21 protein-coding genes and 1 tRNA gene are annotated in these 20,160 nt (G+C 54.6%); 6 read left to right on the top strand and 16 right to left on the bottom strand.

What is annotated here, in order from left to right:
- Positions 1–519 precede the first annotated feature (519 nt).
- The 4 genes from AC1ROI_RS09285 to AC1ROI_RS09270 all read left to right on the top strand — a co-directional run bounded on the left by AC1ROI_RS09285 (position 520) and on the right by AC1ROI_RS09270 (position 4,150).
- Positions 520–1,077: a Panacea domain-containing protein gene (locus AC1ROI_RS09285; protein ID WP_256580096.1), complete on the top strand. Its 558-nt coding sequence runs from the start codon at positions 520–522 to the stop codon at positions 1,075–1,077.
- A complete protein-coding gene (locus AC1ROI_RS09280; RefSeq protein ID WP_102593449.1) occupies positions 1,077–1,475 on the top strand; it encodes a hypothetical protein in 399 nt (132 codons plus the stop codon). Before AC1ROI_RS09285 ends, AC1ROI_RS09280 begins: the two co-directional genes overlap by 1 nt.
- 692 nt (positions 1,476–2,167) lie before the next feature.
- A complete protein-coding gene (locus AC1ROI_RS09275) occupies positions 2,168–3,172 on the top strand; it encodes a DGQHR domain-containing protein (protein ID WP_102593450.1) in 1,005 nt (334 codons plus the stop codon).
- Positions 3,173–4,150: a hypothetical protein gene (locus AC1ROI_RS09270; protein ID WP_146012938.1), complete on the top strand. Its 978-nt coding sequence runs from the start codon at positions 3,173–3,175 to the stop codon at positions 4,148–4,150.
- Positions 4,151–4,205: 55 nt separating this feature from the next.
- Here the strand turns inward: AC1ROI_RS09270 and AC1ROI_RS09265 are convergent, their stop codons facing one another.
- From AC1ROI_RS09265 to AC1ROI_RS09220, 10 genes are all read right to left on the bottom strand, one after another.
- Positions 4,206–4,502, bottom strand: coding sequence for a hypothetical protein (locus AC1ROI_RS09265; RefSeq protein ID WP_102593451.1), 297 nt, complete (start codon positions 4,500–4,502; stop codon positions 4,206–4,208).
- Positions 4,499–5,479: an integrase domain-containing protein gene (locus AC1ROI_RS09260; protein ID WP_102593452.1), complete on the bottom strand. Its 981-nt coding sequence runs from the start codon at positions 5,477–5,479 to the stop codon at positions 4,499–4,501. Before AC1ROI_RS09260 ends, AC1ROI_RS09265 begins: the two co-directional genes overlap by 4 nt.
- A 902-nt stretch (positions 5,480–6,381) precedes the next feature.
- Positions 6,382–7,707, bottom strand: coding sequence for a tyrosine-type recombinase/integrase (locus tag AC1ROI_RS09255; protein WP_102593454.1), 1,326 nt, complete (start codon positions 7,705–7,707; stop codon positions 6,382–6,384).
- A gap of 165 nt (positions 7,708–7,872) precedes the next feature.
- Positions 7,873–7,948: transfer RNA gene (locus AC1ROI_RS09250), tRNA-Thr, on the bottom strand.
- Positions 7,949–8,026: 78 nt separating this feature from the next.
- Positions 8,027–8,851, bottom strand: coding sequence for an FkbM family methyltransferase (locus AC1ROI_RS09245; RefSeq protein ID WP_102593455.1), 825 nt, complete (start codon positions 8,849–8,851; stop codon positions 8,027–8,029).
- 343 nt (positions 8,852–9,194) lie between these two features.
- On the bottom strand, positions 9,195–10,424 hold the full coding sequence (locus AC1ROI_RS09240; protein WP_102593456.1) for a methyltransferase: 1,230 nt from the start codon (positions 10,422–10,424) through the stop codon (positions 9,195–9,197).
- The gene (locus tag AC1ROI_RS09235) at positions 10,405–11,094 is read right to left on the bottom strand and encodes an ABC transporter permease (RefSeq protein ID WP_010464640.1); all 690 of its coding nucleotides are present in this window, start codon (positions 11,092–11,094) and stop codon (positions 10,405–10,407) included. Before AC1ROI_RS09235 ends, AC1ROI_RS09240 begins: the two co-directional genes overlap by 20 nt.
- A complete protein-coding gene (locus tag AC1ROI_RS09230; RefSeq protein ID WP_010464638.1) occupies positions 11,091–11,786 on the bottom strand; it encodes an ABC transporter permease in 696 nt (231 codons plus the stop codon). The genes AC1ROI_RS09235 and AC1ROI_RS09230 overlap by 4 nt, the downstream gene beginning before the upstream one ends.
- Positions 11,787–11,864: 78 nt before the next feature.
- Positions 11,865–12,611, bottom strand: a complete 747-nt coding sequence (locus AC1ROI_RS09225; protein ID WP_102593457.1) for an ABC transporter substrate-binding protein — start codon at positions 12,609–12,611, stop codon at positions 11,865–11,867.
- Between the two features lie 13 nt (positions 12,612–12,624).
- On the bottom strand, positions 12,625–13,398 hold the full coding sequence (locus AC1ROI_RS09220; protein ID WP_007897462.1) for an ABC transporter ATP-binding protein: 774 nt from the start codon (positions 13,396–13,398) through the stop codon (positions 12,625–12,627).
- A gap of 553 nt (positions 13,399–13,951) precedes the next feature.
- Here AC1ROI_RS09220 and gabP point away from each other — a divergent pair.
- Both gabP and AC1ROI_RS09210 read left to right on the top strand, forming a co-directional pair.
- A complete protein-coding gene (gabP, locus tag AC1ROI_RS09215; RefSeq protein WP_077747581.1) occupies positions 13,952–15,343 on the top strand; it encodes a GABA permease in 1,392 nt (463 codons plus the stop codon).
- 345 nt (positions 15,344–15,688) lie between these two features.
- On the top strand, positions 15,689–16,015 hold the full coding sequence (locus AC1ROI_RS09210) for a hypothetical protein (protein ID WP_010464627.1): 327 nt from the start codon (positions 15,689–15,691) through the stop codon (positions 16,013–16,015).
- Between the two features lie 79 nt (positions 16,016–16,094).
- On the opposite strand, the gene vapC is transcribed toward AC1ROI_RS09210, so the two are convergent.
- From vapC to AC1ROI_RS09180, 6 genes are all read right to left on the bottom strand, one after another.
- Entirely contained in the window at positions 16,095–16,502 is a 408-nt protein-coding gene (vapC, locus tag AC1ROI_RS09205; RefSeq protein ID WP_010464625.1) for a type II toxin-antitoxin system tRNA(fMet)-specific endonuclease VapC, read from the bottom strand.
- The gene (vapB, locus tag AC1ROI_RS09200) at positions 16,502–16,732 is read right to left on the bottom strand and encodes a type II toxin-antitoxin system VapB family antitoxin (protein WP_083375253.1); all 231 of its coding nucleotides are present in this window, start codon (positions 16,730–16,732) and stop codon (positions 16,502–16,504) included. The genes vapC and vapB overlap by 1 nt, the downstream gene beginning before the upstream one ends.
- A 176-nt stretch (positions 16,733–16,908) precedes the next feature.
- On the bottom strand, positions 16,909–17,361 hold the full coding sequence (locus AC1ROI_RS09195; protein WP_010464620.1) for a hypothetical protein: 453 nt from the start codon (positions 17,359–17,361) through the stop codon (positions 16,909–16,911).
- Between the two features lie 5 nt (positions 17,362–17,366).
- Positions 17,367–17,783 carry a hypothetical protein gene (locus tag AC1ROI_RS09190; protein ID WP_010464618.1) on the bottom strand — a complete coding sequence of 139 codons (417 nt, stop codon included), beginning with the start codon at positions 17,781–17,783 and terminating at the stop codon, positions 17,367–17,369.
- A 37-nt stretch (positions 17,784–17,820) separates the two neighbouring features.
- Positions 17,821–18,795 carry an alpha/beta hydrolase family protein gene (locus AC1ROI_RS09185; protein WP_102593458.1) on the bottom strand — a complete coding sequence of 325 codons (975 nt, stop codon included), beginning with the start codon at positions 18,793–18,795 and terminating at the stop codon, positions 17,821–17,823.
- A gap of 72 nt (positions 18,796–18,867) precedes the next feature.
- Positions 18,868–19,923 carry a PDDEXK nuclease domain-containing protein gene (locus AC1ROI_RS09180; RefSeq protein ID WP_102593459.1) on the bottom strand — a complete coding sequence of 352 codons (1,056 nt, stop codon included), beginning with the start codon at positions 19,921–19,923 and terminating at the stop codon, positions 18,868–18,870.
- Positions 19,924–20,160 lie beyond the last annotated feature (237 nt).

The raw sequence follows: 20,160 nt of genomic DNA, 5'->3' as shown, positions 1-20,160 counted from the left end.
GTAGCTTTCGACGAGGCTAGGTTTTCTGCGGGTCTGAAGTCGGTGGAAAATTTGTCGTCCCCCAACGAGTAACTATAAATAAATCAGCTAGTTATGGACTCGAGTGGAATCGAATCCGAGCCCTCGGCTGCCGGAGGGTATTCGTCTAATTAATGTCGTTATACCCACGGAGCTGGGAATAAATATTTAATATATAAATCAAATGGTTGATAGATATGTTTTGCATTGTAGATGCCCAGAGACGCACCTGGCGTGGGGTACACCATCCACATCTACGTAAGGATTCGTGCGTAGTGGTGCCACTGGTGCTATAGCTGAAGCTGTAGTGATGTACGAGAAATGCGGGATTACGTTATGCTGTATGCATATCCAGTATAGGTTTCCTGATAGATGTCTGGATGAGAGTGGAGAACCGCTTAGCGGAACGTTACGCGAAGGGTATTGACTAAATAATGATCAAGCTCATACTCCGCAACCATTTGCAACGCCACCCCATGGAATGGGATAGAGAGGTAAAAAGTGATCTTCAGTGAACAGAAAGTAGCTCACATGGCAGCTTTCTTTTTGGCGCGGGCGCAAGCTCCGTTGCCTCACTTGAAACTCATCAAGCTGCTGTATTTAGCTGACCGTGAATCAATGGCTCGGTTCGACGTTCCGATGTCGGAAGACCGTGCTGTAGCTATGCCGCATGGTCCGGTGCTGTCTGCGACTCTTGACCTGATCAAAAGTCAAAATCGGTCTGGTCCTTGGAGTGAGTGGATTTCACCTCTTGAGAATCACGAGGTTCGCTTGGTGAAAGCGTTTACCGATTTGGAAGATCTTGAAGAGCTCAGCCATTCGGAAATGAATGTGCTTGATGCGGTATGGCAGGAGTTTGGCCATATGTCGAAGTACCAGCTTCGAGATTACACTCATAAGCACTTGCCAGAATGGGAAGATCCCAATGGGTCTTCGTTCACGATTAATCCCAAAACCACTTTCATGGCTTTGGGGCAAAGAGAAGAACTGGCAGAAAGCAAAGCTCGAGATTTGTTGGATCGGGCAATGCTAGGACGAACTATTTCTGAGTTGAATTAATGCAAGGGAATGTTTTTCAGAAGGGAACTTTATTAATCCCGACCGGTGGTTCGCAGCATCTCCATATCGTCATGAACGACCCGCTCCATTGTCCAGTTCATGGACATGTGGTCGTTTTGCTCGTAAATATCTCAACTGTTTATCCAGAGAAATACTCTGATCAGACCTGCATTCTTGCGCCGGGCTCTCATCCATTTATTTTGAACGATAGCTGGATCGTTTATCGCCAAGCTGTTGTGAGCAGGGTTAGTGGCATTGAAGATGGGATTTTGGCTCGTACGATTCATCCGAGACTTCCAATTTCATCTCCAGACTTTGACCGGGTCCGCCAAGGCTTTGATGCCTCTCAGGACGTTCCGATTAAAATCAAGCGATTCCTTCGAACCTATGGTTTGTAATACAGCTTCAGTTTAAGGATAAGGTGTTCGATCACCTATTCATGCTCATGCCATAGATATCGGTCTATTTCGATGGCTGGTTTCTTTCGCAAGAGCAATGACCTTCAAGGCATCTAGCGTCTGCCTTCATTGATAGTCACCTTTTCAACGACTGGACTGGAAAAAAGCGCGCTGCAGATCGCTCGCGCTATCTCTTCCAGCCGCCGCAATCTACTGGTGCGCAACGAAAGCTAAGTACAGTTCATGCGGCAAGTTGTTCGCCCCGCTCGGGGTATCCACGACCTGAATCTCAAATGCGTTCATCAAGTAAGACTGCCTACGGGCGACTCTTATCTTGTAAATACCTGAAGCGTACGGAATAAAGCCAACACAAATAAATACGCGGTTACCGGAAAATATTCGGTTGCCGGCGATCCAGTGGTCCACGTCCAATTATCTGAATGTATCGCTTACCCAGAATGGCATCGATTGGGCAAGATAATGATATAAAAGCGTTTGAAAAAATAATGTTTAATCTTAATGCGCGGATAAATCCAATTATGCATTGCATTGTTTTGGCTGAAGATGAAGTGCTACGACTCGAGCTTAATTTAAAGAATTGGTTCAGCTTGCAGAGTGGGCTTAATCAGAGCTAGAATTAGCTGCCATGACCACAAGCTTATATTTGTTCTCTGAAAATTACAGGATGTACAATGCCCTTGGACTACTTCGAAAACACCGCTTTGAATTTAACCCGTGGTGATATAGGGTTTTATGTGACCGCAATGACGCCGAGCGATATTTTACAATTTGCACGCGTCTCTCGAGTCTCGGAGGATCTTGTCAGGGGGTTTCAACGGACACTCGAAATTTCTCGTGCAAAGAAAATTTCCAATTACATCGCGGATGGGCATGTGTTGCCCGGCGCCATTATATTAAGTGCGCAGGAATCACTTAATATAGAATTTGATGAGAGCACCTCAAAGATTACCTTCCCAATCGTAGAAGGTAGCTTTCTCGTGATCGATGGACAGCACCGTCTTTATGGCTCCCATTTAGCTGAGCAAGCAGGTCAGGTAAATATAAAGCTTCCCGTATGTATTTTGAGTAATTTAAATCTAACAAAGGAAGTTGAGTACTTTATTGATATAAACTCAAATCAAAAAGGGGTGCCAAAAACCCTACGTATCGAGCTGACAAAGTTTATAGCGGAGCCGGACTCCATAGATCAAATTAGACTTCAGCTTTTTGAGGATTTGAATTCTGAGGCCGATTCCCCTCTATATACAAAGTTAAGTGCAATACAGCGCGCCCCTGGTTATCTGTCACACGTGCCTTTTGAGATTGCCTTGAATAAAACCCTCGCCTCAAGTCCTTTGAAGGACTTTAGTTACGAGCATAAGAAGAAACTGATAAAAAATTATCTTATTGGCGTGGGGAAAAATCTTGTTGAAATAGGTCATGAAAGAAAACTGACTCAATCAGCATTCTTTCAAGCAATATTCCGAGTTTATGCTAAGGCGTGCGATCAGGCATTAATGTTCGGGCAAAAGTACAGCGCTGAAGCTTTTGCAACAGTGTTCGAATGTCTCCAAAACCTTGATTTTGAAGATCGCCACACCGGTACAAACGAAGAAGCTATTAGTAAGTTAGCCGAGGATATTTCGCATCTTCTTGATATTCAATACAAAACCAAAACACCTAACGATTTGTTCTAGATGAATAACGGTAGACTGATTGATATAATTGCGACCAATGCCACAAAAAAAATCCAAGAAGTCTTGGATGAGGTTTCCCTTGCGTTGTCACCTGAACTTATGTCTGCTGATAGCCTTAAGCAGGCTATCCTAGATGAGCCGTTTGTTGAGGTGACGGCCATTTCAAAAGGTATATTCAAAGTATTCACTAATAATGGTAGTCTTTTTAAAGAGGCAACTTTAAGAGACTTCTATTGTGGCCATATACGAGTCAAGGCTCAACACCAGACTCTGAAATCGCTAAAGTTAGGAAAGATAGCTCCGCCTTGGGATTTAACAACAGCGTATTATTGTGCATTTTTCTCAGCTATAGAACTATTAAGGCTGCAAGGGTTATTTCAGGTCAGTTTTGATTCGCAAGATCATTCTATTTTGCTTGCAAAGGTCAAAGGGGACTCAAGTTTTTTAGAGGAGACACAAAATTTTACGGGAAAACTTTCGGCCTGTGGAGAGGAAATACTCTTTACCAGTAACGGTCAAAAGCCGCATCAATCAGTCTGGAAAAATGTACACGAGGTAATAACAAGGCCGTTGGCGGCAAAATATCCTGACTGGAAAGAAATACATACGTTGAATTTGATAGTATGCGGGGCCAATAACTGGTCAAAGCCTAGTGATATTCGCAATAATTGGAATTACAAAAAAACTGAATTTTATTCCGAGATTAGTCAGCCTCTAACTTCTGAGTTCTATTCGTTAATAGAAAACTCAAGTTCGGCATGTCGCTGGCTTGAGAGATCAATGAGCTTAGTGCCCACCGAGAAATCTCTGGCCACCTCCATAGCTGTTATTTGCGAGGTTTTTTCGTCCTCGGTAATTTCCTCCTATCAGAATTTGATACCAGCAGTAGACATTAAAACTCGAAATCCTCGTAAGCATTCGTCTCGAAGTGAAAAGCGTCGTGTAAAAGCAAGAGGTAGAAAACATAGGCATAAATGATCTGGCTCTTTGCGCGCGCCCACGAGGGGCACCTCTCAGTCGCTACCATATTCCGCTATGGATTTTGCCCCTTGCCTAGCACGTTTAACTGCCAGGGCTTACCTAAACGAAGAGTGAGTAAATGCACCGTCAGCAGATAGTAATAGCGCGTTGACCTAGTTCGCTCCTTCACGTGCTGATTTAGAAACCAGACGAGATGCTTTCGCTGCCAGGTCCATGGATTATCTCGGTGCCAGCGATTTGAAATCGCCGCTTGAATGGCTTTCGCTTGGCGAAGGTGACGTTGGCGAGTGGCGTGCGACCCAGTTAGAACACCCCCCAGGAACAGCTCCATATCGAATGGCTTGCTCATGCTCGACCACCAATATAAGCCGACACCACGACGATACGGTTATGCCCCAGCTCATAGCTGATTTGTACTCGGGCATCCTGATCTAGGCGTCGGTCGAGTTGATAGCAATGGCCACCGTTGATGGGGGCGGGATGGTGGGTGATTTGCTCATAGCGTTCGCACGTATAGGCTGCCCGCAATTCGTGGAAGCCTTTGAGGTTGTGCTTATGGAGGATGTCCCGTGCGGGGCGGACGATTCCCTGCAAGAAGTCGAGGTAGCGTTCGTTCGGTGCAAGCAGGTTGCTGCTATCGTCGGGCGAGACCTTTTCGGCAAACCTCAGTGCATCACGAATATGATCATCTACCGTAATCCAACGAGGTGCTGACGCGCCTGAACGGCCACCTTTGGTGCCGTCCTGGATGTTGATCTTGCCGAATTGCTTGGCTTCACGTTTTAGACGGGGAAGGTCGGCCAAAATCGCCTCGCGCAAGCGCATACCGGTGGCTCGCGCTAACTGAGCGATGGCCGCGGCGCGCGGCTGCTGGTTTTCGCAAAGCACGTCGACGATCCGCTTCACCTGTTCGCGATCTTGGCCTTGCGGCGCTGAACGACGAACACTGGTGCGCCGCATTCCCAGCGCCTTACTCGGGCTCGGCACTTTCACATACTGATCACCGCGAAGCGCGGCCATGGTCCGATTCACACTGGACAACCGGTTTTGCGCAGTGGCGATGGCCAGCTCACCTTGTTCAACTTGTTGGCGCAGATGTCCGGCGTAGTCCAGCAAGGTCTGCCAATTAATCTGCCGCGCATCGTTAAACCCCGGCCCTTCCTCCGCCCGACACCAGCGTACAAACGCCTGCCAGCGATCACTGTGTGCTTTGACCGTGCCGTAATGCCCGCCGCCAAATAGATCGCGCAATGCCTGCGGCCCGGCATAGCTCAATTGCCGGCCATAGCCAAAATTGCGCCCATCCCGTCTACCGACCAATGCCATGATCGAACTCCTCTCGAAGCCAAAACTTTTAAAACCTTCCTCACGTCATCCCGCCAAGAATGTTGAGTGTTATCAGGGATCAAGGCCCCTGCGACCTGTGAGGATTGTCCACTAACGCGGGACTGACGGCTCTTTACGACCGGGAGCTTGGGCATCTCATGATCTGGCCTCCTGAACACCGATTCCGGTGGGCGGGTGGAGACTGCATTGGCTGACGAGGCCAATGCCGCGAGATCCTGAATCAGGTGAAGGCAGGGATGCGATGACCGGGGCATACCTGACTGTCAGTCAGGTGCAGTCCATTCCGTGGACTGCGGCACCATCATCTGCATCGCTGTTGCTGGTGACTTCGGTGTTTGTCACGCCGATTGTCACGAGGGAGAATGCCGCAAAGCTTTGTACGAGTTGGGCTGCAGCAGCGGTACGAGCGCCCGTCTCTTTCCGGAAGAAAGAGACGGGCGCAGGTTGGCGCAAGGAAATGGCCAAGCGGATAGGTTGCTGCAGGGCAGCGATGAAAGGGGAAGAGTTGCCGCAGTGGGCACACTGATAAAAGTAGGCATCCATCACATCGCTGTGACCGCGCGAGCCGCCGGACGCTAATCGCACTTTGGGGAAACTACCACGGTGTGGCGTAGCCTTAAAGGTCCTGGCTACCTGGGTTGCTGTCAACGACAGCGCTTTGCCCGATCTTTCTACGCCTGTGGATAATTTTGGTCAAGGCTCGGGTAGTCGGGGATTCTGCGGCTGTGGATGAAATTATCCACCGGTGGAAATCAGTGGTTTTCCACAGACAGTTGCGTGGGCTTTAGATTTTTTAAGTGAGGTCCATCCAAGCAGGGCGGCTTTGCAGCCCCGCTTGGATGGACCCGCGTGGAAGGGCGGACAACGGTGATCTCACAGGCTTACCCACGTTTGGATGCGCCACGGCTAATTTGTAGGGCTGTGATGTTGTCGCCGACTGGGTGAGCGAATTCGTGGGGTGTCACATGCCCATGGCGGTTGGCGTCGATGTAGTTGCTCCACCACGCCATGATCAGCCTGCGCTGTTCGAGGAATTCGGCCTTGTGGATATAAGCGGCGCGCACGCGGTTGCGTTCCTTGTGACTCATTTGTCTTTCGATGGCTGCGTCGGTCCATAACCCGGACTCTAGTAGGGCGCTACAGGCCATGGTCCTGAAGCCGTGGCCGCATACGTCCTTGCTGGTGTCATAGCCGACGTTGCGGAGCATGGTGTTCACCGTGTTCTCGGACATGGGCTTCCAATACTTGTGGTCGCCCGGTAGCACCAACTCTGAAAAGCGACTGAGGCTGCGCAGGCGCTCCAGTATTTCGATGACCTGCGGTGATAGCGGAACCATTTGAATGTCGCCGTTCATCTTGGTCCCGCGTGTGGAGTTGCGTACCCCTTCAATCGGTGCGCGCGTATCGGGGATTTCCCACATGGCGCGTTGGAGGTCGAGCTCACTCCATCGAGCGAAGCGCAACTCGCTGGAGCGGACGAACACATGGAGAGTCAGCAGCACGGCAAGGCGCGTCAGCTCGCGGCCGTTGTAGTTGTCGATACGGTGTAGCAGTTCGGGTAGGCGGTTGAGGGATAGGGCCGGGCGATGGACTGTGCGCGGCGCGTGAATCGAGCCTGCCAGATCCAGTGCAGGATTCATGGTGATCTGCCGAGCCCTTTTGGCCCCGCGCATGATGGTGGACAAGTAGTTCTGTACCCTTAACGCCACATCCATGGTGCCGCGTTCCTTGATGCGCTGGGTGATCTCTAGCAGGTGGGTATCGAGTTCAGCGATGGGTCGTTGACCGATCAGCGGGAAGACGTGGGTACGCAGTCGGCTCATCACGGTTTTTGCGTGTCCTTCGGTCCCGCGACGGGACATGTCGGCGTGCCACTCCAGAGCAACGGTTTCGAAAAGCAGTGCCGCCCGTTGGGCTACGATCTTGGCCTTCTTCTTTTCTTCCATTGGGTCGAGGTTGTCGAGCAGCAACGCCTTGGCTTCGTCTCGCTTACGTCGTGCGACGGAAAGGGTAACGATGGGGTAATTGCCGATGATGAGCGTACCTTCCTTGCCGCTGGGCTTGGTGTACTTCAAGCGCCAGGTCTTCACGCCATTGGGTTTGACGAAAAGGTACATGCCGCCGCCGTCGAACAGTTTGTAGGCGCGCTCGCGGGTTTTGGCCGTGCGGCATTGCAGGTCGCTGAGAGGGATCGCTAGACGTGGCATAGGGGTACGCGCTCCTGACCGGAAAATCGCAGTACCCCTAACATACCCCTCGGGGAAGGGGGATTTTGTTGGATCCCGACAGAGGGTTCTGGAACGAAAAAACCCGCCAAAGGGCGGGTTTTCTGGGCTTCCAGAGCATTCGCTGGAATGCAGTGGAGCCTAATGTGGTGCCGGCACCAGGAGTCGAACCCGGGACCTACTGATTACAAGTCAGTTGCTCTACCAACTGAGCTATACCGGCGTGTTAGGGCGACGATTATAGCGATTGGGTTGGTTCTGTAAACCCCTGAATTCAGACTATTTTTGCGCAGGCGTCAGGTCAGGCGCGAAGGAGGGTTTTCTTGAGTTTCTGAAGGGCTTTCCAGGTGCGGCTGTTTTGCATCGCACGCAGCTGTGCTTCGGCCTGTTCGGCGCGTTGCAGGGCGGCGGCGAGTTGGTGTTCGGCGTCGCTGACGGGGTGGCTGAAGTTGTGGCCTTTGCAGAACTGGAACTCGTCCAGGTTGCACGGCGGGATGTCGAAGGCGGGTTTGAGGTTCAGGTGTTCGTTGGCCAGGTAGTAGGTGTTGATGCCGTCGAACAGGATGGACTGATAGCCGGCGTCGGTGACGAGGGTTTCCCAGGTCTGGTCGCGGTCCCATGGGGTTTCGATGAGGATGACCCACGGCCGCCATTGGCTGAAGTCCATGCCGCGCAGGACGGTTTCTTCGTGGCCTTCGACGTCGATTTTCAGAAAGTGGATCTCGCGGCCCGGGGCGTGTTCTTCGCAGATGGAGGTCAGGGTGCGGGATTGGACGGTCTGGCTGCGCACGTCCATGCCGGCGTCTTTGTGCATTTGCGCCATGGCCGGATCGAGGGTGGATAGGCCGGTGCCGGCGATGCCATAGAAAGTCAGGTCGTTGGCGCTTTCACCGGCCACGCATTGCAGGTTGGTGTCTTTGGCGCGTTCCTGGCATAGCGCTTCGTAATAATTGGGCATCGGTTCAACGTTGATGCCGGTCCAGCCACGGTCATAGAAAGCTTTGGTCACGGAGTCGTGTGTGGGGTGGTTGGCACCGACGTCGATATAGAAGCCGTTTTCGACGGTTTTGAGGGCGCGCCACAGGCGTATGTCTTCGAAATTCTGTGCGTAAGAAATGAACGTCACTGTGGCTTCCTGTCTGTCAGAGATTTCTTGTTCGTGGGCGCACTTTGGCGCTCTTGCCTGCCTGTATAACAAGGGTGATCGCGGCACGCAATTTTCCGCCGAGCGCGACCGGGTTTCGGCGGTTATGTCCTTTTCGTCGGACGCTTATGCACAACGGCCGCACTCAGGAGGGGCGCTCATGACTTTTTTGTGGACCCATTCTCATTTGTGCGCAAATGCCTGTTTTTCTCGGTTTTTTATCATGTGTACGAAAATTGAACAGTAGCGTTTCACCCCTGAAACAGGCGGGTATATTGGATCCATGATAATTCCATCAACAGAGTTATCCACAGGCTGGGGCTTTTTACGGACGTTCTGCCAGGAGCAGGAAATTGCGCGGCGTGATCGGGGTTTTGCAGAAGGTGCCGAGGCGAACGGTGTAGCCCTGATCGGCTAGGAAAAGTGCCCGATCGAGTACCAGCCAAAGCTCCAGCGGGCGTCGGAAAAGGCCACGCAGCAATTCCAGATTGCGCACTTCGGCAAGTCGCCGCCAGCCAGCGGCTTCGAGTGCTGACCAATCTTGCGGGCCGGTTGTGGATAACTCTTTCAACGCGGCCAAATGATGGCAGTAGTCGGCGAAGGATTTATCCAGCCAGGCACTCGGTAGGGAGGGAGTTGGCAGGTACTCGTCAACGCCACGCAGTTGTCTTTGCAGCAGGTCGAAGCCGAGGCGCCGGGCCATGGAAATGTCGCGCTGACGTCTGACGCGAGCCCCGGCGGTGACGGTTTCGCTCATCGGCAATGAGAGATCGTCGAGGGAGAGTTGTAGGTCGGATCGCAAACCGGCCGGGGAAAGCGGTTGGTACGCAGTAAGGCTGATTCGGTTATAGCAGCAGGGCGCGATGGCCAATTGTTTGCAGCCTGCGGCGCTGGCTAATTGAATGAGCCGCACGTGCAGATCACCACAAGCATGCAGCGCAACGGGCGTGTGATCGGCATTCAACATCGCAATGGTATCCGCCGCGAGCACATCCTGTTCGACATGCAGCGCATGCAGGTGATGGCGTTGACTGAGCGCCTGGCCGCTGGAAACCAGCGCAGGGTCGTATTCCAGGCAGGTCAGTTGTTGGCCGTGTTGCAGCAACCGTCGACCCAAATGGCCCTTGCCTGAACACCAGTCCAGCCAATGCCTGGGCGGCGTGGTAAACGACAAACGACTGGCGAACGCTTCAATCTGCTGCCACTTACGGCCCGGCACATCGACATTCAATCGATGCCCGGCCGCTTCCAGTGCATGCGCCGGCAACTCGCCCACCGAATCCAGCTCAAGGGAAAGCGCCGCCAACGCAGCAAATGGCTGCGGCGCATCCAGCAAACCGGGTTGGTTATGGCTGCTTTCCGCATCCTCCAGCGACCGTCCCCGTAGCCAAAGTGCCAGTTCCGGGTAGGACGCTTCCCAAGGAAGTTGCAGATGAGTAAACGGACGAGGTTTCCACAACGCCTGATGCTTTATCAGAAAAGCATCCAGCGCCGTGAAACGGGCGAGCAGGGCCTCGCCCGTCAGCACAGGAGAATCAGCGCCCTTGGCAGGCATCGACGCGCAGCCAGCGCTCCAGCAGCTTGAAGCCACGCACCAGCACGTAAGCCATCAGCAGGTAGAACATGCCCGCGGCGAAGAAGATCTCCACCGGCAGGTAGGTCCGGGCAATGATGGTGCGGGCCATGCCGGTCAGTTCCAGCAGGGTCACGGTGCTGGCCAGTGCGCTGGCCTTGAGCATCAGGATCACTTCGTTGCTGTAGGCCGGCAGGCCGATGCGCGCGGCACGGGGCAGGATGATGTAGAACAGCGCTTTCGGTCGGGACATGCCCAGCGCCCGCGCGGCCTCGATCTCGCCCGGCGGGATCGCCTGAATTGCACCACGCAGGATTTCGGCGATGTAGGCCGCCGTGTGCAGGGTCATGGTCGCCGTGGCACACCAGAACGGATCGCGCAGGTATGGCCACATCGAGCTGTTACGGACCGCATCGAACTGCGCCAGGCCGTAATAGACCAGGAACAGCTGAACCAGCAACGGCGTGCCACGGAAAAAGAAGATGTAGGCGTAGGGAAATGCCCGCACGTACCAGAGCCGCGATGAGCGCGCGATGCCCAGCGGAATGGCCAGCAGCAAACCCGCAATGACGGCGATGGCCACCAGTTCCAGGGTCAGTGTGGCGCCCTGGGCCAGCTTCGGCAGCCACTTGATGATGACTTCCCAGTTCATTGGGTGCTCCTCGCGAAGCCGCGAGCGGCGCGTTTTTCCATGAAGTACATGCCCGTCATGGCCAGAATGGTCAGGCCCAGGTACATGAACGCGGCCACCATATAGAAGGTGAACGGCTGCTTGGATACGGTCACGCCGATTTGCGCATGACGCATGATTTCTTCCAGGCCGATCACCGACACCAGCGCGGTATCCTTCATCAGGATCATGAACAGGTTGCCCAGGCCGGGCAGGGCGATGCGCCACATCTGCGGCATGATCAACCGGGTGAAGATGCGAAACTTCGACAGGCCCAACGCCACGCCGGCCTCACGGTGACCTTTGGGAATCGCCAGGATTGCCCCGCGAAACACTTCCGTGGCGTAGGCGCCGAAGCACAGCCCCAGCGCAATCACACCAGCGGCGAAGGCATTGAGTTCGAGGTCGGGATTGCCAAAAAACTCGCCCAGGGCACGCATCAGGTTGACCGTGCCGAAGTAGATCAGCAGCACCCACAGTAATTCCGGGATGCCGCGAACCAGTGTCGAATAAGTGCCGCCAAGCCATTGCAACGGCTTGTACGGGGAAGTCTTGGCCAAGGCGCCGAGCAGACCGAGCACCAGCCCCAGGCACAGGGCCGAGAGTGCCAGTTTCACAGTCATCAGCGCGCCAGCGGCGAGTGCCGGGCCGAATCCGTAGAGATCGATAGTCATGGATTTCTTTTCAATGTGCAGCAGGCAATGCCAAGGGCTGGCGCCGTCAAAGAACGGCGCCGGCCAGGCAAGTCAGAATCAATAGATGCTGAACGGGAAGTACTTGTCGTTAATCTTCTTGTAAGTGCCGTCTTCGACGATTTCTTTCAGGGCAAGGTTCAGCTTCGCGCGCAGGGTGTCGCCTTTACGTACAGCGATACCAATCTTGTCGCTTTCTTCCACCGGGTCGCCCTTGAATTCATACGAACGACCGGCGTCGCTTTTCAGCCATTCGTAGTTGACGTATTTGTCGGCCAGGATGCCGTCCAGGCGACCGGAAGTCAGGTCCAGATAAGCGTTTTCCTGGGTGTCGTAGAGTTTGACTTCGACGCCTTCCATGTTGTCTTCCATCCAGGTGCCGGCGAGGGTCGCACGTTGTGCGCCGATCACTTTGCCTTTCAGGGAATCCTTGTCGGTTTTGAACTCTTTGTCTTTCGGCGCGATGAACTGCAATTTGTTCGAGTAGTACGGCTCGGTGAAGTCGACCGCTTGCTTGCGCTCGTCGGTGATCGACATCGAGGAGATCAGGAAGTCGAACTTCTTGGCGTTCAGGGCCGGGATGATGCCGTCCCAGTCGGACGTGACCACGGTGCAATCGACTTTCATCTTGGCGCACAGGGCGTCGCCGATTTCTTTGTCGAAGCCGACGACATTGCCACTGGCATCTTTATTGTTGAACGGCGGGTAGGCCGCTTCGATGCCCATCTTCAGGGTTTCAGCCATGGCACCGGCGCTGAACGCCAGGGTGACGGCGGCAGCCAGGAAGACTTTTTTGAAGTTCTGCATGCGGGTAGCTCCGTTAGCGGTTGCTGGACATGAATTGTTTGCAGCGTGCCGAAAGCGGGTTTTCGAACACCTGCTGTGGCGATCCTTGCTCTTCTACCAAGCCCTGGTGGAGGAACACCACCTCGCTGGACACCTGACGGGCAAAGCCCATTTCGTGGGTGACCAGCAGCATGGTGCGGCCTTCTTCGGCCAGTGCGCGGATGACATTAAGTACTTCCTGGACCATTTCCGGGTCAAGGGCAGAGGTGGGTTCGTCGAACAAGATCACCTTGGGCTGCATGGCCAGCGTGCGGGCGATGGCCGCGCGTTGTTGCTGGCCGCCGGACAGTTGCGCCGGATAGGCGTGACGCTTGTCAGCGATGCCGACCTTGGCCAGCAGGGCTTCGGCGACTTCGATGGCTTCGGCCTTGCTCTGGCCGAGCACCCGGCGCGGGGCTTCGATGATGTTGTCGAGCACGCTCATGTGCGGCCACAGATTAAAGTTTTGAAACACAAAACCAATCTCGCTGCGCAGACGGTTGATCTGCTTGCCGTCGGCAGCCACCAGTTCGCCGTTCTTGGCGGCTTTGAGCTTGAGTTCTTCACCGGCCACCAGGATCTGGCCCTGGTGCGGGTTTTCCAGCAGGTTGATGCAACGCAGGAATGTGGACTTGCCGGAACCGGAAGAACCCAGGATCGAGATCACGTCGCCGTCGCGGGCGGTCAGCGAGATGCCTTTGAGCACCTCGAGCTGTCCGTAGCGTTTGTGCAAGTTGCGAATTTCAAGCGCGGGCGTGGCCTCAGCCATGTGCGTTCCTCATAGTGTTTCGCTCCTGCTGTTGGTTGGCCTTCCTGGCGAGGCGGCCAAGCTAGCATAGCGTTCGAATGGCAGCCAACAGCGCTACGGGCGGTAAACGGGTGGCATGTGGCAGGTTGTCGCATCGGTACAGCAGACTGTCGCGCTGCTATCAACCGAACAGCCGTTTGAACCAGCTGTCCCGCGGGTGTCGCGTAAAAAAGGGCGCGATGTTGCCAGCTTTGACGGGGTGTTGGAAGCGCTAACCGGCCAAACGTTCCTGATCTGCACTTTTATTGTGCGTCGACTCATTTTTGGGTGTGTTTCTGGTGCGTTGTTTCGTTCTCAAAGTGGGTCGCAGGGTAACGCTCTGGCGAATTGCCATTAATCTCAATGACTTGCGATGACTGTCCGGTCACGCCGCAGGCCCCGTGCTTCGGGAGTTTGAAACATTTTGGCGCAATTATTGCGTGCAGAATATGGAACGCCCTGTTGGTTTCTTTTTACGAGAAGGAACGCCGGACGGGATGGATGCAAATCGCTTTCCCTTACAAAGGTAGTTTCAATGAGCAGTACCCCAAGCTCCAATGGCCTCGAACAGGGGCTCAAACCGCGTCATGTGACCATGCTGTCGATCGCCGGGGTTATCGGCGCCGGCCTGTTCGTGGGCTCCGGCCACGCCATTGCTGCCGCAGGCCCGGCCGTGCTGTTGGCGTACGCCGCCGCCGGTGCTCTGGTGGTGCTGGTCATGCGCATGCTCGGCGAGATGGCTGTCGCCTCGCCAGACACGGGCTCCTTTTCGACCTACGCCGATCGTGCGATCGGTCACTGGGCCGGTTTCACCATCGGCTGGTTGTACTGGTGGTTCTGGGTATTGGTGATTCCGTTGGAGGCCAATGCCGCCGCGACCATCCTGCATGCCTGGTTTCCCAACGTGGCGATCTGGGCCTTCACTTTGGTCATCACTTTGCTGCTGACAGTGACCAACCTGTTCAGCGTGAAGAACTACGGTGAATTCGAATTCTGGTTCGCCCTGGTCAAAGTCATCGCGATCATCGGTTTCATCGCACTTGGCATCATGGCGATCTTCGGCTATCTGCCGAACAGCCAGGTCAGCGGCGTTTCGCATTTGTTCGACACCCAGGGCTTCCTGCCAAACGGCATGGGCGCGGTGTTGGGCGCTATTCTGACCACCATGTTTTCCTTCATGGGTACCGAGATCGTGACCATCGCGGCCGCGGAATCGAAGAACCCGGGCCAGCAAATCTCAAAGGCCACCAACTCGGTGATCTGGCGGATTGGTTTGTTCTACCTCGTGTCGATCTTCATCGTCGTGGCCCTGGTGCCATGGAATGATCCGGTACTGGCCGCTGTCGGTTCCTACCAGACCGTGCTTGAGCGTATGGGCATCCCGAATGCCAAGCTGATCGTCGACATCGTGGTGCTGGTCGCTGTGACCAGCTGTTTGAATTCGGCGCTCTATACCGCTTCACGCATGATGTTCTCCCTGGGCAAGCGCGGTGATGCGCCGGCCGTTTCCCAACGCACCAATAAGAGCGGCACGCCGTACTGGGCCGTCATGTTGTCGACTGGCGCAGCGTTCCTTGCCGTGTTCGCCAACTACGTAGCCCCGGCTGCGGTGTTCGAATTCCTGCTGGCCAGTTCCGGCGCCATCGCGCTGCTGGTGTACCTGGTGATCGCGATTTCGCAGCTGCGTATGCGCAAACAACGTATGGCTCGCGGCGAAAAAATCGCCTTCAGCATGTGGCTGTTCCCGGTCCTGACCTATGCGGTGATCATCTTCATCGTCGCGGCCCTGACCATCATGCTGTTCCAGGAAGCCCACCGCGTCGAGATCCTCGCGACAGGTCTGCTGAGCTTGTTGGTCGTGGCTGCGGGCTTGTTCGTAGCGCGCCGTCGTCGCAACGAGCAGTTGATCGCAGCGGTTGCGCGCTGAGTGTTCTGACACTGTAGAAACACAGAAACGACCGCCATCAGAAATGATCGCGGTCGTTTTTGTTTTCATTCAGACGAGTGATCGGGCGTTTACCTGATGGACACAGTGATGGCTAGATAGTAGCCTTCTCGCCGAATGTGTATCTCGCTGTTGCGGGGTGCGATGGAGTTTCAGGACACGGATTGTTCGACGCCCCCAGCCTTCCTGGCTAAAGCCCCGACCCTCTCTTGCCTGCTCCCTCATCTGACGCGAGTCACAGATGCATTTGCGTGTGCTTGCCGTTTAAAGCGCTGCATGGAGAGCCCGGCCATCCAGCCAACCCATTGGGGCATCAAGGAGACAGGCATGGCGTTTACATCGGTTGTGTTCAAAAACCCTAACACCGGAGCCATGAAAGAAGCGCCAATCGGCTTCTCGTGGACCGTGTTTTTCTTTGGCTTTTTCCCGGCTTTGTTCCGTGGTGATTTCAAGTGGGCGGCGATCATGTTCGTCGTGGCCTGCTTCACGTTCAGCCTCAGCAACCTGGTGTTCATGTTCATCTACAACAAGCTGTACGTTAAGGACCTGATCGATGCCGGCTACAAGGCTCAGTCCATCGCCAAAGGCGAACTGGGTTATGCCAGCGCCAAGCTGGGTTTTGATATTCCGCGTCTGGAAGGTGTTGCTGCCTGATTGTTGTTTGAAGGTTTAAAAAAAACGGCCGCTGTCAGTGATGACAAGCGGCCGTTTTTTTTCGTTAGCTTTATTCGATTCAATCGGGATGAACCCAATCCTCTACACGTAATCCTGGCACCCGTTCGAACTCACGCAGATTGTTGGTGACGACAATTAACCCTCGTGAGCGCGCATGTCCGGCAATCATTTGGTCATAGGGACCAATGGGCGTTCCGGCCTTCGCTAGCTCGGACCGTATCATTCCGGTATGCGCGGCTGCTTCATTGTCGAAAGGGAAAACTTCAAGGCGGGCTGTGAAGCCTTCAATTACCGCGAGGTTCTTTTCGGGGGTCGCTGATTTTTCGGCACCGTAGATCAACTCCATCAGCGTAATCGCGCTGATGCATAACTGTCCGTCATGCAAGTTGAAAGCTTCTCTGACTATTTGCGGTTTGTTCTTGATGGTGAAGATACAGATATTGGTATCGAGCATGAACTTGATCATCAGAACGACTCACGCTCCTGATCGGCGGGTTGTTGGCGATCAGTCATAAAATCTGTGCTGACGTTATCTCCATCGAACCAGCTATCCCATGTCTCGTCTGCAGGCGTAATGATGCGAGCCCGACCGATGGCAAATACGTTGACCCGTTTGACGTCACTTGGCATCGCCACAGCTTTCGGCAGACGGACAGCCTGGCTTCGATTGCTCATGAAAAGGGTAGTCTGTTCCATTGTGGCCTCCTGCGTTTTTACTGGTGTCTGAGTCCAGAGAATAGATCTCTATTGGGATATGTCAATGGGATATACCTATCCGATGACGAGAGGTCGATGAGCTTTGGAAATGGACATAAAAAAACGGCCGCTGTCAGTGATGACAAGCGGCCGTTTTTGCTTTCAAGGGCGAGTATTTATTCGCTCTTGTCTTCCTGCGCATCCAGCGACTGACGATAGCTGTCCAGCGCATCGCCAAAATCAGTGATGAACTGCGGATCGGTCAGCCACGCCTGTGCGGCATCGCGGTCCATGCCGTCGGTCCACATGCGGTAGTCGATCAGCATGTCGGCGGCCAGGTGAGTGGCGGCCATGGCTTCGTTGTCGGCGTTTTCCATGTCCAGCAGTTCGGGGTGGTCGCTGATGATCCCGGCGAGGTCCGACAGCAGGGCCAGCAGCATGTCATTGCGGCTGATGGCTTCGGCGTCGCGCATTTTGCTGAACATCGCCAGGGTGTATTCCGGGATCGGCTCGCCGATTTCGCCCAGATCATCGTCCAGTGCGGCGGGTTTGCGGCCATGGATGTTGATTTGTTTGGCTTTGATCTTGGCCCGCTTGGCGCGTTTTTGCTGCTTGTTCAGGGATGCCATTAAATTCAGTTCGCTTTCTGTTGGGTTTGGGCCGCAATGACGTCGGACGCCGCGACATAGTCAGCCTGGAAGGCTGGCGATTCGATCCACGCCAGGGCGCCGGCTTCATCGACTTCGGTGGACCATTGGCGATATTCGATCAGCGCTGCGAGGATGAAATCCATCGCACCTTCTTCGCCTTCCTGCTCGTACACCAGTTCCAGCAGCGGGTCTTCGAGGAAGGCCATGCACATTGCTTGCTGGCTGATTTTTTCGGCGTCGATCATTTTTTTGAACAGTTCGGTCAGGTCCACCGATTCGAAGTCGATGCGATCGTCATTCGGGTCCAGCTCGACCGGCGCAGCGGCCCGTTGGGTGCGGTTCTGCTTGGCCTTGGCTTTGGCGCGTGTGGCGCGTTTTTGCTGCTTGTTGGCGGAGGCCATGGGCGTCGTTCCGTATTTCGTTGAGTGGGCAAGTCCATCAGCTGCGTGGCACGCGCCGCCCGGGTGTGTCGGGGGCCAGTTCGCCGGTCTGCAACCAGGACAATGCAATGGGCCATAGTGTGGCTTGGTATGCGCTGCGAAAAAAGGCGAAATGTCCGACTTCTTCTTCGCCGATGTCTTCGGGGGCGATTCGCAGGTGGGTATTTGTGCTGTGGGTGAAGTAGCCGAGCAGGCGCTCGATGGCGGCAATCGTACCGTATGGGTCATCGCTGATGCTGATGGCCAGGGTTTTTGCGGTGACTGATGCAAAGGGAAGCCGGCCGGTTTTTGCGTGCATGAGGCGACCACTGGGCCGCGTTTCGTAGCGAGCCGTGGGGGTGCTCCAGTCGCGAACCACCGCAGCGGGCGTGTCCTCCAGCCAGCCGAGGCGTTTGCCGGGGAAGTAGCCGTAAAGCAGGGTCATCAACGGCATCACCACATGCCACTTGCCGAACATCCGCCAGCGATGGGCGGGCGCATAGTCGCGCCAGTAAGCGAATTGCGCGCCGACTGTCACCAAGTGCCGAATCAAATGCCCGGACGCTCCCAGACCTGCTGCACAGCCTCCAAAGCTGTGACCGACGACATCAATGGGCTGGCCAGGGAATTCGCGCTGCGCGCGCTTGAGCATCGCCTCGAAATCCAGCGCGCCCCAATCGGACCATGACGCCTGCAACCCTTTCAACGACGTTGGGCGCGACTCGCCGATGCCGCGGTAGTCATAGGTGATGACATCGAAATCGTTGGCGAACAAGTAGTCGGCGAAGCGCGAATAATGCCGGCAACGAACCGAGGTGGCCGCGTTGATGATGACGACCGGGCGGGCGCGGTCCTGAGAGGCGTGCCGCCAAGTGAAGCCGCCGAGGATGAAGGCGTCTGCGGCGGGCTCCTTGAACGGTTCGCCAGCAGTATCGGTGGTCAGCGACAATTCGATCTGAGTCGGTGCCAGTGAAGGCATGTCCTGCAAATTCATCGGCTTTGGACCTTTGCGGGTAGTTGCCAACGATAGTCCTCACACCGCGTGTGAACAATCCGCCCGTATTTATCAGGGGATCAGATCAAGCAGTCGCTCCTCGATTGCCGCCCGTTCTCGATCCAGCTCAGCACGTAGTTCATCTTCGCTCGGCAGCACTAGTTTGTATTTGCTGGCGAACAGTTGGTCATTGCCCTGTAACACTGAGTAGCGCACCACTGACTCGTTTTTTTGCGCGCAAAGAATGATGCCGACGGTCGGTCCGTCTTCATCGTTTCGCTTGAGGTCGTCGTACATGCGTACATACATGTCCATCTGTCCAACATCCTGATGAGTTAATTCGCCTCGCTTGAGATCGAAGATGACAAAGCATTTGAGCAAGTAGTTGTAGAACACCAGATCGATATAGAAGTCTCTGCCTTCGGTGCTTATTCGTTGTTGTCGAGCGATAAATGCAAAACCTTTTCCCAGCTCAAGCAGGAAGCCCTGAAGTTGCTTGATGAGTGCTTGTTCAAGTTCGGTCTCCAGTATCACCCCGGTATCGGGCAAACCAAGAAACTCCAGCATCACGGGATTTCTAACGAACTCCCTGGGATTGTCGTTCATCGCGTGGATATTCGTAATGGCTTCTGTCATGACGGCAGACTTGTCCCGACTCATAAGCAGGCGTTCGTAGTAGAGGGTGCTGATTTGGCGTTCCAGGGCGCGGCTTGACCAGTTTTGGTTGGCAGATTCGTCCATGTACCACTTGCGCGCCTTATCACTGTCGACTCGCAGCAGCCTGCGGTAGTGGGTCCAGCTCAATTCGAGACGCAGTGCGTCTCGAATTGGAAACGCCTGATAAAACAGCCGCATTTTTCGCAAGTTGGTTTCGTCAAAGCCTTTCCCGAACTCCGCTGTCAGTGCCTTCGCCAGCGTCGACAGAAGCTGTTTGCCATAACCCGCCCGCCGAGCCCCCTCCTGCTCGAACTCGACAATATGCCTACCAATCTGCCAGCAGGTTTGCACCTGAACGGTATCGACCGCTCGCAACACCTTCTGGCGTGCCTGACGTATCAGTTCCCCAAGGTTTCCCACCAGAGAGGCGAGTTGGGGATCTTTAGTGATTTCGGTTTTGACGATGCTCATGAAGTCTTCCGCGGCTTGGAGAAACGGCGAAAGAGCATGCCAAGAGAAGGCAGGGCGGCGATGCAGGGCGCGGCCGGGATATCCGCAGGAAATGCCGGATTCGTTTTGCAGGAGCGATCTGACTGAAATGCGTGCTTGAGGAATACAACGTGTAGTCCATTTCGCAGTGAGCCCAAGTACCAATCAATCTAAAACTTGAGCATCCAGCGAGAAATCCAAAAGGAGTAACGATTGGGT

Source organism: Pseudomonas sp. GW823-FHT02C02 (assembly GCF_058797635.1).
The sequence above is the reverse complement of the archived record's forward strand: the minus strand, read 5'-3'. Positions and strand labels throughout refer to the sequence as shown.

Coding starts and splice junctions, on each gene's coding strand:
- AC1ROI_RS09180 (WP_102593459.1), bottom strand. CDS start 19,923: ATGAGCATCGTCAAAACCGAAATCACTAAAGATCCCCAACTCGCCTCT.
- AC1ROI_RS09190 (WP_010464618.1), bottom strand. CDS start 17,783: ATGGCCTCCGCCAACAAGCAGCAAAAACGCGCCACACGCGCCAAAGCC.
- AC1ROI_RS09210 (WP_010464627.1), top strand. CDS start 15,689: ATGGCGTTTACATCGGTTGTGTTCAAAAACCCTAACACCGGAGCCATG.
- AC1ROI_RS09220 (WP_007897462.1), bottom strand. CDS start 13,398: ATGGCTGAGGCCACGCCCGCGCTTGAAATTCGCAACTTGCACAAACGC.
- AC1ROI_RS09195 (WP_010464620.1), bottom strand. CDS start 17,361: ATGGCATCCCTGAACAAGCAGCAAAAACGCGCCAAGCGGGCCAAGATC.
- AC1ROI_RS09270 (WP_146012938.1), top strand. CDS start 3,173: ATGAATAACGGTAGACTGATTGATATAATTGCGACCAATGCCACAAAA.
- AC1ROI_RS09275 (WP_102593450.1), top strand. CDS start 2,168: ATGCCCTTGGACTACTTCGAAAACACCGCTTTGAATTTAACCCGTGGT.
- AC1ROI_RS09280 (WP_102593449.1), top strand. CDS start 1,077: ATGCAAGGGAATGTTTTTCAGAAGGGAACTTTATTAATCCCGACCGGT.
- AC1ROI_RS09185 (WP_102593458.1), bottom strand. CDS start 18,795: ATGAATTTGCAGGACATGCCTTCACTGGCACCGACTCAGATCGAATTG.
- AC1ROI_RS09240 (WP_102593456.1), bottom strand. CDS start 10,424: ATGCCTGCCAAGGGCGCTGATTCTCCTGTGCTGACGGGCGAGGCCCTG.
- AC1ROI_RS09255 (WP_102593454.1), bottom strand. CDS start 7,707: ATGCCACGTCTAGCGATCCCTCTCAGCGACCTGCAATGCCGCACGGCC.
- AC1ROI_RS09260 (WP_102593452.1), bottom strand. CDS start 5,479: ATGGCATTGGTCGGTAGACGGGATGGGCGCAATTTTGGCTATGGCCGG.
- AC1ROI_RS09230 (WP_010464638.1), bottom strand. CDS start 11,786: ATGACTATCGATCTCTACGGATTCGGCCCGGCACTCGCCGCTGGCGCG.
- vapC (WP_010464625.1), bottom strand. CDS start 16,502: ATGATCAAGTTCATGCTCGATACCAATATCTGTATCTTCACCATCAAG.
- AC1ROI_RS09235 (WP_010464640.1), bottom strand. CDS start 11,094: ATGAACTGGGAAGTCATCATCAAGTGGCTGCCGAAGCTGGCCCAGGGC.
- AC1ROI_RS09225 (WP_102593457.1), bottom strand. CDS start 12,611: ATGCAGAACTTCAAAAAAGTCTTCCTGGCTGCCGCCGTCACCCTGGCG.
- AC1ROI_RS09265 (WP_102593451.1), bottom strand. CDS start 4,502: ATGAGCAAGCCATTCGATATGGAGCTGTTCCTGGGGGGTGTTCTAACT.
- vapB (WP_083375253.1), bottom strand. CDS start 16,732: ATGGAACAGACTACCCTTTTCATGAGCAATCGAAGCCAGGCTGTCCGT.
- gabP (WP_077747581.1), top strand. CDS start 13,952: ATGAGCAGTACCCCAAGCTCCAATGGCCTCGAACAGGGGCTCAAACCG.